This window comes from Novipirellula artificiosorum (genome assembly GCF_007860135.1).
Taxonomy (GTDB): domain Bacteria; phylum Planctomycetota; class Planctomycetia; order Pirellulales; family Pirellulaceae; genus Novipirellula_A; species Novipirellula_A artificiosorum.
This window is the reverse complement of the sequence record NZ_SJPV01000002.1, coordinates 842,240-854,945: the sequence shown is the minus strand read 5'-3', so window position 1 is coordinate 854,945 and position 12,706 is coordinate 842,240. Positions and strand designations below refer to the sequence as shown.

Annotated in this window: 8 protein-coding genes and 1 tRNA gene; 6 read left to right on the top strand and 3 right to left on the bottom strand. The window is 54.7% G+C overall.

Annotated elements, in window-relative coordinates:
• Nucleotides 1–90: 90 nt before the first annotated feature.
• Nucleotides 91–1,587 carry a trigger factor gene (gene tig, locus Poly41_RS08930; RefSeq protein ID WP_146525543.1) on the bottom strand — a complete coding sequence of 499 codons (1,497 nt, stop codon included), beginning with the start codon at nt 1,585–1,587 and terminating at the stop codon, nt 91–93.
• Nucleotides 1,588–1,901: 314 nt separating this feature from the next.
• A tRNA-Gly gene (locus tag Poly41_RS08925) sits at nt 1,902–1,974 on the bottom strand.
• Between the two features lie 295 nt (nt 1,975–2,269).
• On the opposite strand from Poly41_RS08925, the gene Poly41_RS08920 reads away from it, so the two are divergent.
• The 6 genes from Poly41_RS08920 (at nt 2,270) to Poly41_RS08895 (ending at nt 11,241) form a co-directional block, all read left to right on the top strand.
• Nucleotides 2,270–3,295: a ketoacyl-ACP synthase III gene (locus Poly41_RS08920; protein ID WP_146525542.1), complete on the top strand. Its 1,026-nt coding sequence runs from the start codon at nt 2,270–2,272 to the stop codon at nt 3,293–3,295.
• 57 nt (nt 3,296–3,352) lie between these two features.
• The gene (locus Poly41_RS08915; protein ID WP_146525541.1) at nt 3,353–4,030 is read left to right on the top strand and encodes a YqgE/AlgH family protein; all 678 of its coding nucleotides are present in this window, start codon (nt 3,353–3,355) and stop codon (nt 4,028–4,030) included.
• 39 nt (nt 4,031–4,069) lie between these two features.
• Nucleotides 4,070–4,861: a metallophosphoesterase family protein gene (locus Poly41_RS08910; protein ID WP_146525540.1), complete on the top strand. Its 792-nt coding sequence runs from the start codon at nt 4,070–4,072 to the stop codon at nt 4,859–4,861.
• A gap of 478 nt (nt 4,862–5,339) precedes the next feature.
• The gene (locus Poly41_RS08905; protein ID WP_146525539.1) at nt 5,340–5,690 is read left to right on the top strand and encodes a tetratricopeptide repeat protein; all 351 of its coding nucleotides are present in this window, start codon (nt 5,340–5,342) and stop codon (nt 5,688–5,690) included.
• Nucleotides 5,691–6,142: 452 nt separating this feature from the next.
• The gene (gene secA / locus Poly41_RS08900; protein WP_146525538.1) at nt 6,143–9,856 is read left to right on the top strand and encodes a preprotein translocase subunit SecA; all 3,714 of its coding nucleotides are present in this window, start codon (nt 6,143–6,145) and stop codon (nt 9,854–9,856) included.
• 68 nt (nt 9,857–9,924) lie between these two features.
• The gene (locus tag Poly41_RS08895; protein ID WP_146525537.1) at nt 9,925–11,241 is read left to right on the top strand and encodes a 3-deoxy-D-manno-octulosonic acid transferase; all 1,317 of its coding nucleotides are present in this window, start codon (nt 9,925–9,927) and stop codon (nt 11,239–11,241) included.
• Nucleotides 11,242–11,328: 87 nt separating this feature from the next.
• Here the strand turns inward: Poly41_RS08895 and Poly41_RS08890 are convergent, their stop codons facing one another.
• A complete protein-coding gene (locus Poly41_RS08890; RefSeq protein ID WP_146525536.1) occupies nt 11,329–12,660 on the bottom strand; it encodes a DNA-directed RNA polymerase subunit alpha C-terminal domain-containing protein in 1,332 nt (443 codons plus the stop codon).
• Nucleotides 12,661–12,706 lie beyond the last annotated feature (46 nt).

Sequence of the window (12,706 nt, the reverse complement as noted above, 5' to 3'; positions counted from 1 at the left end):
GCCCCAGCAGTTCGCCCATTGCAGCAGTACCGCTTTACGAAAAAAGGGAAGCCAAAGATGACTTCCCTTCGCATTCGAGGAACCGAGGGATCAGTCCTTTTCCGTTTCCTTTTCCGCCGCCTTAGGCGTATTGTCTTCGTACTTGGCTTCGGGGATCGAAGCCTCTTCACGTGTCGCCAGCACACTGTGGTAGACGGCGAATTCGTCGTCTTCATCGCCGCCCGACTTCTCAACCTTTTCTTCGCTAACCTTGGCCGCTTCCACGATCATCTCAATGACTTTTCGTTCCACGATTTGGTTGCGAATCGCATCCATTTGGCCACTCTTTTCCAGTCGAGCGCGAACCTTCCGTTCTGCCATGTCGCTTTGCTGAGCGATCAACGCGATTTCCGCATCGTAATCGCCAGCTTCCGCATCCACATTCTCCTCCTCGGCAATTTTCTCGAGAATGAAGTGTTCGCGAAGTGCTGCTTCGGTTGAAGCTTTCGCATTTTGACGTGACGCATTCACGAAGCGACGAATGTTGTCTTCGTCAAAGCCGCTGCGCCGCAGCTCCAGAACCTTCCGCTGCAATTCTCGCTGCGTTTGACGCTGCACCAAGGACTCAGGAAGTTCGAAGTCGGCGCTTCCCGCCAATTTCTCAACCACCGACTCACGCAGCGATTGTTGGGTTCGGTAATCTGCTTGTCGCGTCAGCGAGTCGCGAACGAAGCCACGTAATTCCTGCTCGGATTCAAAATCACCCAACTCTTCCAAGAACGATTCCGTCAACTTCGGCAATTCACTCTTGAGCACCTCGATCACGGTAATCTCGGCGTCGATCTCTTTGCCACGCATCGCTTCGATACTGGCCCCTTCGCTGACCTTGACCTTGCCCGTGCGGGTTTCGCCTTCGGTGACATCCTTCATCAACGTACCGAAATCCTCGATCACGCCATCCGACAAACTGAGCCGCTTGCAGAACGTGATGCGTTCTTCCTCGATCTGCGACAAGAATTTCCCTTCATCGGAAAACTTGATGGTGACCACCAACTTGTCGCCGAGTTCCGCCGCCTCATCCGTCGCTTCCAAGGTTGCGTATCGTCCCAACACTCGCTCGAGCGACTCTTGAACGTCGTCGTCGGAAATTTCTTCGACGGGCTTGGAAAGCTCGAGACCTTTCCAGGTTGGCGTCTCAAAATCAGGACGAACCTCGATACTGAATTGGTACTTGAAGTCTCCTTCTTCGGGCAACTCGATCGATTCAAAATCGAAATCAGGCTCGCCGATCGCCGAAAAATTCTCATTCTCGCTGACCTGGGCCAGCGAATCCATCAACAGCGTCCCTTTGACTTGCTCTCGAACGCGATCGCGGAATTGCTTCTCGACCAGCTTTCGCGGTGCGCGACCGGCACGGAAACCCGCAACGCTGGCTTCGGGCACGATCTCGTCGTACGCATCTTTCAAATATCGCTCGACTTCTGCGTGCGGGATCGTCACGATCACCTCACGCAGGCAAGCACTCGGGCTTTCAACCTTCGCTTCGAGCTGAACGGGTTTCTTTTCTTCTGGGACTTGGGTTGTCTCGGACTCAGTGGAGGTGGACATCCTGTGTAAAGCCTCTCGTCTTTCAGCTTGATCATGGGAGCAGGGAACCGGGGATCGGTAAACAAATCGACAAGCGATTTCACCATCCCCGAACATTTTGCCCCGAACGTGTTGGGTGCAAGTCCGATAGTTTAACGTCACCCCCGCCGGGTTGGGAAGCGGGCAGCGACGCGAGTGCGGGACTTCATGTCGAACCGTTCACCCATGGCGTGGGACAGCCGAACGAGACCCGAGCGACGCGAGGAAACGCAGCAAGCGACCGGGACAGCAAGTCGTCAGCGTGACGAGCGAGAACAGAGAGATGAAAGAAAAAGAGCGGCTGATGGGATTCGAACCCACGACAACAACGTTGGCAACGTTGTGCTCTGCCAACTGAGCTACAGCCGCAAAACTCTCAATACGCGAGAGATTATCGAGTGCCGAAAAAGTTTGCAAGGTCTACCTGAGGAAATTTTTCGAGCAGTGCAACGGTGCGAGCTCGTGCTTTGTCGCGTGAAGCCGGGCGGCTTGCCGGGCGCCCCGTTCGGCAAGCGAAACAGGAAGCATTTCAAGAGAGTCGACCCAGATCACGAGCCAAACCCTTCCTCACTTTCCTCACTTCCGCCCTCAGGCTCTCAGCTGTATTCTGTCTCTCGCTGAAAACAGACCAAATATTCTCTCCGGCCATGAATGGATCTTTCCCGTGCCGCACGCTCAAATTGGCCCCATCGCTATCCACTTGCCTTCGAGAGTGGAAACCAACGAAGCCTTGCAAGCGAATTTTCCAAATTGGGACCTCAAGCTTATCGAGGAAAAGACGGGAATTCGCCAGCGTCACATTGCCGAACCCGACGAGACGGCAAGCGATTTGGCGGTCGCCGCAGCGGAGAAGCTGATCAGCGAACACAAAATTGACCGCAGTAAAATTGACTTTTTGCTGTTCTGCACCCAGACCCCCGATTACCCCTTGCCGACGACGAGCTGCTTGATCCAAGACCGCCTCGGCTTGCCAACGCGTTGCGGCGCCCTTGATTTCAACCTCGGCTGCAGCGGCTTCGTTTATGGATCTGCGGTCGCGGATGGTCTGATCCAAAGCGGCGTGGCCAAGAACATCCTGTTGTTGACGGCGGAAACGTACAGCAAATACATCGACCCTGATGACCGCAGCTTGCGAACCATCTTTGGGGATGCCGCGGCAGCGACCTTGTTGACTGCGGGTGAAAACCCCAGTTTGTGGGGATTCCAATTCGGCAGCGATGGCAGCGGCGGCGACATGCTACTGGTCAGCGATGGCGGCAGCCGTCCCGCTGAGCATGCAATCAAGCCGCGACACCGCAAACGCTGGAAAAGCCGACTGTACATGGATGGGCCAAGCCTGATCAATTTCACCGTCGAAGCGGTACCGCGATTGATTAACGAGATCCTCGAAGCCAACGGACTTCACGATTCCGATATCGACCGCTACCTGATGCACCAAGCGACCTGGAAGATGCTGGATCAGCTGGGCAACCGCATGGGTGTCGCCCCCGAACGGATCCCAATTGAATTGGCGGATGTTGGCAATACGGTTTCGTGTACCCTGCCGATTTTGATCGATCGGCTCCGCCGTCGTGGTGATCTTCGAGCCGAGTCGACTAACATGTTGATCGGCTTCGGCGTAGGATTGTCATGGGCGGGTTGCCTATGGCGCGATGCCTCAGCCGAGACCGTGACAGCAGCCACTCGCTGAGATTCACGATCGTCGCACAGCTGAAACGTGACGCACGACCAGGGGGAACATAGAGTCATGTCCGAAAACGCATCCGGCCGTTTGCTGATCGCATCACCCTATTTGAGTGATGGTAATTTCATGCGATCGGTGATTTTTGTTATTCGCCACGACGTCGAGGGAGCGTTTGGATTGGCAATCAACCGGCCGACACAGCGCCGGTTTCGCGATTTGGTTGAAATGAGCACCACCAAAGGTGGACAGCCGCGTGACGACGATTTCATTTATCGCGGCGGCCCAGTCGAAGGGCCATTGTTGGCACTGCACGATCTGGCGGGCGTTGGCGAACCCTGTGGCCCGGTCGGCTTTGATCCGGACGATGAATTGGGGCCTAATGAATCGACGACGGCGGGAGCCAAGTTTACGATCCAGAATCATCCTGCCGATCCGTTCGGTAGCATGTCGATCGACTTGGGGACCCCCCCAGCATGGATCACGGGCGACGACGACCATCTGAGAATCCTGTTGCATCGTCGTGATGCAAAAGTTCGCTTCGTGGCAAACTACAGCGGCTGGGGGCCAGGACAATTGGACGAAGAATTGCGAGTGGGGGGCTGGCTGATTGGACAAGTCGATCCCGACATTCTGTTTGGAGATGCCGATAATGTTTGGGAAATCGCCGTCAAACGCTGTGGACACGACATCCTCAACTCGATGGCTCCCGGCGTCCGCTTCGGTGACCCCAACTTAAACTAAACGAGTCTTAGCAAGGGTACTCGAGAGGAAAGGAAGTTCATGCGGCAGTACGTGATCGGTGACATTCATGGATGTGGCAAAGCGATTCGGTCGCTGATCGAAGCCATCGAGCCGTGCCCCGATGATGAACTCATCTTTCTTGGAGACTACATCGATCGGGGCCCCGACACAAAGGATGTCGTTGAACAGATTATCGAACTGCAGCAACGATGCCGGGTCGTCGCGCTGCGTGGAAACCACGAACTGATGCTGATGGGTGTCGTCTCGGCGGGATTGGACCAATCGATTTGGCAACAAAGCGGTGGTCAAGCCACGATTGCCAGCTATGGTGGTTCGCTGGAAAAGATCCCCGAATCGCACCTGCGTTTTTTCCGGTCACTGCGGCCTCATTACGAAACCGATCAGTTCATTTTCGTCCACGCCAACTACGTTGCAGATTGCCCGATGGCTCGGCAAGAGGACGCAGCCCGGTACTGGGCACATCTTGATTTCCCCTACCCGCCACCTCACCAAAGTGGCAAACGCGTGTTCGTCGGCCACACGCCACAAGCGGGCGGTGAAATCCTTGACTTGGGATACCTGGTTTGTATCGACACCTATTGTTTCGGTGGCGGGTACTTGACGGCCTTACAGACGGATTCGAGCGACATGATCCAAGTCGATCGGCATGGGCATGTTCGGCGGACCCCTGCCAAAATCCTGATGGATCGCTGTGCCGCCGCCACTCGCATCGTGCGGAGGTGGCTTAACAGGCCGACGCACGCGGAAGAGCCCTCGACGCTTGAAAGCGAGAAACGACAAACCAACGATTTCTCGCCGGAACAGAGTTAGTGGACTGTCAGCATCAAATATTAGGGTAGTGGATTTCGCCAGAAATCCGTAGCTCAGGTATTCTGAGCGACTTCTGGCGAAGTCCACTGCGTCTCCACTCGCAGTTTTAAACTTGACGGTCCACCAGCGGCATTGAAGGACACGCGATTTGCGCACCAAGCACCGGGACTGGCGCAAGCTAGGTGGAAATGCTACAACCATCGGGATTCACGAGTCGTCCCGCTTCCCTATCGGGCTTGCCGATTGGGATCAATCGGATCACGCATTCGTTTCACCCTTTGCCGCATGCGCCCGCCTTGGGTAGGAAGTACGCCCTCAGCCAATCGCTAGGGGACCAAGCGGGAAACAAGTGTCACCCTTCGTTCCGCAAAAATAGCGTTTTTTGCGTTGTTTCACGGAATGAAAGCAGACCGAAACATTCCGCTCGTTCTGAAACGACTCAATCGACAAACCGAAACCAACTTTCGCTCCCTTTGCGATGGAGAAACAATCTGTGTCTGACATCTACACCCAATACAACGAAGTCGAAAAGCTAATCGATGGCGAAAAATTCGAGGAGGCCATTGCGGGATTGAACGAAATCGTTGGTGAGGACGAAACGTTCGTGCTCGGCCACTTGGCGCTCGCCCGCGTCTACACCAAAACCGGGCAACACGACCTGGCAATCAAACATGGTGAGAAGGCCTGCGAACTTGAGCCCGAAGATGCGTTCAACTTCACCGCCTTAAGTGTGACGTACCAACGCGCGTGGGCCGGGACGCAAGACCAGCAATACATCACAGCGGCCGAAGACGCGATGGGCCGAGCAAGGATGCTAGAAGGGCGCTAACAAGATTGTGGATCCCTGGATCGTTTTTTTAGGGGGGGGAGATGCGATGTTCCTTGCTTTGCGGTGCCGTCCCACCGCTTCGCTACCCCAACTTGTTTAGCCAAAAAGACAATCACAGTTGACCCATCTTCGCCAAACCCGTAACTTGCCGTCTTAAAAGCATTTAGGTAGCACATCATCAACCCTTCGTTATGCTGTGGTGGATCTTGTTAGGGGATTCTTTTCCTTTAGGGTTCTCTCACCAGATCCACTACAGCTAACCCCCCAAGTCTTGGCCTGGACGATGCAAGAGGCGATTTTGTGGTGGAAAACCGTCGCAAGCGGTCGCGATTCGGCTGTGGTCCACCCACCACGGCCCTCAATTTGCCGTATCGGTTGCGAAACCCTGCCAACGTGCCATTTTGACGCAATCGATGCGTCTGCCCGCATACGTATTTTCAACGACTGAAACCATGTCATTCTTTGAACGACTTTTTGATATTCTCGGTGTCATTTTTGGCGGCTTTTTCGGAGCGGTCGAACGTGGGATCACTTCGATCTTCGGGTCTGCGAACGCTCGCCAAGTATCCAAATTGCAGCAGCGTGCGGAGAAGATCGGTGAGTTAGAGCCGAAATACGAGGCGATGACGGACGAGCAGTTGCGGGAGCAGACGGAGATTTTCCGCCAACGACTTCGTGACGGTGAGACGCTCGATAACATCCTCGATGAAGCGTTCGCCGTTTGCCGCGAAGGTGGCAAACGGTACCTTGGGATGCGTCATTACGACGTTCAATTCGTCGGTGGCATGGTGCTTCACAGCGGAGGAATCGCTGAAATGGTCACCGGGGAAGGGAAGACACTCGTCGCGACATTGCCAGCCTACTTGAACGCGCTCGAAGGCAAAGGGGTCCATGTCGTCACGGTAAATGATTACTTGGCTCGCCGTGACATGGAATGGATGGCGCCGCTCTACATGAACTTGGGGCTGACCGTTAATGCGATCCAATCAGGGATGTCGACCGGAGAAAAGCAGGCCGCCTACGCATGCGATATCACCTACGGCACCAACAACGAATTCGGATTCGACTACCTCCGTGACAACATGCGACCGGCGGCAAAGGGCGACAATCGTTATCCCAGTGAGGCGCAACAGTGCCAAGGGCCACTGAACTTTGCGATCATCGACGAAGTCGACAATATCCTGATTGATGAAGCGAGAACGCCGTTGATCATCAGCGGCCCCGCCGACTTGGACCTGGGGCGATATGCCGAAGCCGATCGCGTGGCTCGTCAATTGCGCAAGGAAGAACACTTTAAGGTCGACGAAAAACAACACAACGTCACGCTCAGTGACGAAGGGGTGCGTGAAGCCGAGAAACTAGCAGGCGTGGAAAGCTTCTATACCGCAGGCAACATGGAATGGCCTCACTTGATCGACAACGCGCTCAAAGCTCATTTCCTCTACAAACTGGACGTCAACTACGTCATCAAAGATCGCCAAATCATCATTGTCGACGAGTTCACGGGACGGTTGATGGAAGGCCGCCAATGGAGTGACGGGTTGCACCAAGCGGTCGAAGCGAAGGAAGGCGTCCCGATCAAACAGGAAACGCAAACGTTTGCAACCGCGTCGCTGCAGAACATCTTCAAGATGTACAAGAAGTTGGCGGGGATGACGGGGACTGCCATGACCGAATCGACCGAGTTCATGAAGATCTACGGGTTGGATGTGGTCGCGATCCCTACCAACCGGGAAATGAAACGGATCGAGCACCCTGATTTGATCTACTTGACCGAAAAGGACAAGTACAAGGCACTGGCCGACGAGGTCGAGCGGACGAACAAATGGGATGTGCTGACGCTAAAGGACGGCAGTGAGATTTGGGGGAAAATCCAAAGCGAAGATGAAACCGAAGTGAGCATCCTTCAGAAGGGTGAGAAACACGCCGAAAAAGTTCCAACCAGCAAGATCACCAAGGTCGAACACGCGGGACGCCCGGTATTGATTGGAACGGTCAGCATCGAAAAGAGTGAACGATTGTCAGCGCTGCTTGAACGGCGTGGAATCAAACATGACGTCCTGAACGCGAAAAATCACGGCCGTGAAGCGGACATTGTTTCTCAAGCCGGTCGTGTTAACGCCGTGACGATTGCAACCAACATGGCAGGCCGCGGTACCGACATCGTGCTGGGCGGGAATCCCGAAACGATGGCGTGGGCTCAACTGCAACACAAGTACCCGACGCGGCTGGAAGTGCCGGATGACGAGTGGAACGCATTGGTCAAAGAGATCGACGAACAGGAAAAGATGAGTGCCGAAGGGGATGTCGTTCGCGACCTTGCCGGGTTGTATGTGATTGGCACCGAACGACACGAATCGAGACGCATCGACCTACAGCTTCGAGGTCGTTGTGGTCGACAAGGCGATCCAGGCTCGAGCCGGTTCTTCCTATCGCTGGAGGACGACTTGATGCGGATTTTCGCAGGTGATTTCGTCAAGAGCATGATGGAAAGACTTGGCATGCAAGAGGGCGAAGCCATCGAATCCTCGCTGGTCACTCGGCGAATCGCCGCGGCTCAAAAGAAGGTCGAAGAACGCAATTACGAAATACGCAAAAGCCTACTCGACTACGACGAGGTGATGGACGAGCAGCGAAAACGCGTTTACCGCTATCGTCAAAACCTGCTCGATGGTCACAGTTCACGCAACATGATCCTCGACTTGATTCGGGCTCAAATCGACAAGTACGTCGAAACGTTCATGGAACCCAATTACGGAGTCGATTCGTTTGCGGCATTCGCAGGAGGCCAACTCGATTGCCAATTGGAAGCTCGTGACTTCTTGAATATGGACTTCGACATGGCCAAGTCCTATTCGATCGACCAGGCAGAACGAGCGGCAGAGGTGACGGTTGAAGAAATCGTCGAAGAGAATTTGCCGGCGGGGATGGAAGAAGAATGGAACTGGAAAGCCATGACCAATTGGTCCAACACTCGATTGGCGACCAATTATCAAGAACACCAATTGAAATCGATGAATCGCGATGAATTGGTAGAGGAACTCATCAAGAAGTCACATGAAAAGATCAACAAGGTTGATTTGAGTGACGGCGAACCCCTGCTCGACACCGACTATGGCCTACGCACGCTTTGTGCATGGATGCGACATAAGTTTGGTATCGAAACCACGCCAGACGAGTTTCGTGACGTCGACGATTATCGTGTTGTCGCCGACGCACTGATGCAACGAGCCGAGCAGGCTTACACACGAAAAGAAGCCGAATATCCCGTTTTGACCGGCATCTCTCGGTTCACCGAGAAGCAGGGAGCACAGGTATCGCTCGACCGCGAAGGTTTAGTCGATTGGGTCAACCATCGGTTCGGCGCTGAACTGAATCCCGATGATGTTCGACTCAACCGAGATGACTTGAAGGCTCAGTTGGTCGAGTTTAGTCGCAAAACGGGTGATGCAGCCGAACAAAAATACAGCGTTGCCGAAACCAAGGTGGACGAGCTGTTTGGTAAAGCGGACCCAGAGACGACAGCGATTTTGGCAAGTGGAAAGAATGGCAGTTTGGATGCCTTGATCGAGTGGCTGCAAGCCGAATTGAGTCATCGAGCGGACAAATCGGACTTGTCGCGAATGAATCGTAGCGAGTTGAAGCTAGCCGTTGACGGTGCTGTCGACGATCGGTTCTATCCCGAGATGCGGCGTATGGAACGCCAGATCTTGCTCAGCATTGTTGATGAAGCCTGGAAGAACCACCTGTTGACCATGGACCATTTGCGCAGCAGCGTCGGATTGAAGGGCTACGCTCAATTGGACCCCAAAGTCGAATACAAACGCGAAGGCATGCGATTATTCGATTCCATGTGGGAGTCGATTGGCGAACGGGTGACCGATTTGATTTTCCGGATGGAATCCTTCAACGACGCCTTTATCCGAAGCACATGGGTGGACGCCGCAACGCGGCACGATGATCCTCATGCGTCGGGGGCGGCGACGGCGAATGAATCCAACACGCCCGCTCAGCAGGCGGCGCAGCAAAGCAATCGCGGTGAAGATGCAAAGCCGGACCCGATACGCCATGATGCCCCGCGAATCGGCCGAAATGATCCCTGTCCCTGCGGCAGCGGAAAAAAGTACAAATCATGCTGCATGAGAAAACGTGGACGTGTGGTTTAGCTCAGTTGCCAACCCTCAGCGTTTCGCTTCGGGCTGATAGCTGAAGGATTGGCTAGGAAAGGATTCCGATGTTCGCAAATTTGATCTACTTTGCTGCCCTGCTTCTGGTTTCGCCAGTGGTCCTGTACCGCATGGTCAGGCATGGTCGCTACCGGCGTGGCGTCCGTGAGAAGGTCCTTGGCTTGTCGGCATCTCATGCGCGAAACCTCTCCGCTGGCAAACGTTGCATTTGGATCCATGCCGTCAGTGTCGGCGAAGTCAATCTGGTTCGTGGCGTCGCAATGCGACTGCAACAACAACACCCTGATACACCTGTCCTGATCAGCACATCGACCGATACCGGCTACGACCTGGCTATTCGGCTGTTTGGCGCCCAGCGAGTCTTCTTCTGCCCTCTCGATTTCTCCTGGGCAGTGGCAAGGGCGATTCGAAATCTCAATCCGCAGTTGCTGCTGTTGGCGGAGCTCGAGCTTTGGCCCAATCTGATTCGCATGACTCGTGATCACGGATGCCCTGTGATGGTCATCAACGCACGGCTGAGTGAATCGAGTGCAAACCGATACCAACGCTTCGGCGCGTTCACACGACGAACGTTCGCCCGCTTGTCCTGGGTCGGCTGTCAAAACGAAGCGACAGCATCCCGTTTCCTGAAATGCGGCTCCAACCCAGATCGCCTTGAGGTGACCGGATCGATCAAGTTTGATGATGCACCTACGAGCCGCGATACGGTCGAGGTGCAATCGCGACAACAATGGGCTGGCGTTGACCCCTGGAACCGGGTTTGGGTCGGTGGCAGCACCGGCCCAGGCGAAGAAGCCATGGTGATTCGCGTTTACCAATCGCTGCGGTCATCCCATCACCAATTGCGTTTGGTGTTGGTACCCAGACACGTGGAACGATTCGATGCGGTCGCTAAGTTAGTCGAGCAATCGGGACTGAAGGTCCATCGCCGCTCGACCGGAAAATCACGGAACCAAAGCAGCTGGGAATCGGACACCGTCGTGTTGGTTGATACCATCGGCGAGCTTCGACACTGGTGGGGCGTGAGCCAGATTGCGACCGTTGGCGGCAGCTTTGGGGACCGAGGCGGTCAAAACATGCTGGAACCAGCCGGTTACGGCAGCGCGGTTTCGTTTGGGCCAGACACACGAAATTTTAAAGAAATCGCCAATCAATTGGTGGCCGAAGGTGGCGCAGCCCGCGTCGCAGACGAATCGGAATTGCGACAATTCGTCACTCGCTGCTTAGACGACATCCCCGCAGCAGATTGCCTCGGCCGGAACGCACGACGTGTCATCGGCCAGCACCAAGGGGCGAAAGAGCGGACGCTCGCCTCAATCGAAGCGACGCTGCAAAGCGACGATACCCATTTTCGAGCAGCTTAGAGCCATCCGAACGAGAGCCAATCGAAACCCAGGGATTTGTGCAAATTCGGGATTCCCGCAACGTCCACCCTGCCCAAATCGGCTGGCTCAGTCACCACGAAGCTTGAGGCCAAGATCGGTCAGCTTTTCACGGACTTCGTTCAGGCTCGTGACGCCAAAGTTCTTGCACTCAAGCATCTCGTCACCCGTCTTTCTCAACAGCTCACCGATCGTGTTGAGCTGCAAACGTGCCATACACTTCCTGGCTCGCACCGAGAGATTCAGATCCGAAATAGGACGCTCTAAGAACGCTTGCTCGTCGGCCGACATGTGGCTGGTGTCGATTGGTGGATCGCTGCTCTTCTTTTCGTGCGCGAATTGACCGAGCGACAACCCTTTGCTGGTTAACATTTCGCGAATCTCGTAGAGACTCGTTTCGCCAAAATTCTTGCTGCTCAGCAATTCCGCTTCGCTGGTTCGCGTCAAATCGCCAATCGTGTCGATGCCCATTTTTTGAAGGCAATTGCGACTTCGAACACTCAATTCGAAGTTAGCGACGGGCATGTTCAACGTTTGAGCCAAGCGGTCATTTCGTCGCTGGGCCTCCTCGTCGTACAACAAGTTGCCGGTTGCCGCCGCATCTTTCAGGTAAAGGTTCGTTTGCGGGTGATCGGGGTATGATTCCAGAATCCTCCGATAGCACGCTTGAGCCTTATCAAATTGGTTATTGTCTTCGTAGATCAAACCCAGGTTGATCAAAGCCCCAATGCCAGTCGGGAAGGCTTTCACGGCACGCTCGTAGAGCCTCAAGGCCTCTTCGTCATTGCCGAGACGCTCGTTTTCGAGCGCCAAACCGAATAAGGCCCCGGCGTGGTTTTCGTCCGTGTTGACCGCTCGTTGGTACAACGCCAGCGCTTCCTCCAGCCGACCTCCGACCAAGGCAACGGTAGCTGCACGTTGGTACATGTACTCGGATGTTTGCTCGGAAGGTCCGAAAATATTATCCAGAATTTCGAGCGCTTTATCGGTTCGTCCAGCGTAACGATGCGATTCGGCGATCCGGATCTTGCAATCATCATCGTTGTAACCGGATTTCTGCGATTGCTCGTACGCTTCGATCGCTTCTTCGAAATGGCCGAGTTCAAAATGGGCCCGGCCGGTGTAGAACAGTGCCATTGCGCTGCCGTCTGCCTTTTGCAGCGTGTTGAGCGAATTGCGGAACTTGCCCAGCAGGAACAGGCAGACACCCAATTTGGTCTGCGCCGCAGGACTGCGTGCTTCCTGTTCTTCCATTTCGTTAACGGCATCACGAAGTTCGCCGAAATGACCGTAATTCTCGGTAATCGCCGCTCGAATGGACGCGACATCGGATGGCCCAAACGAGTTGTTCGCCAACACCATCTCTTTTAAATCGACCATATCGAGTTCGATTTCATTCATCGAGAGTTGTCTCCTGGACACAAACGGGTGCTCGAAACCGTCAGCA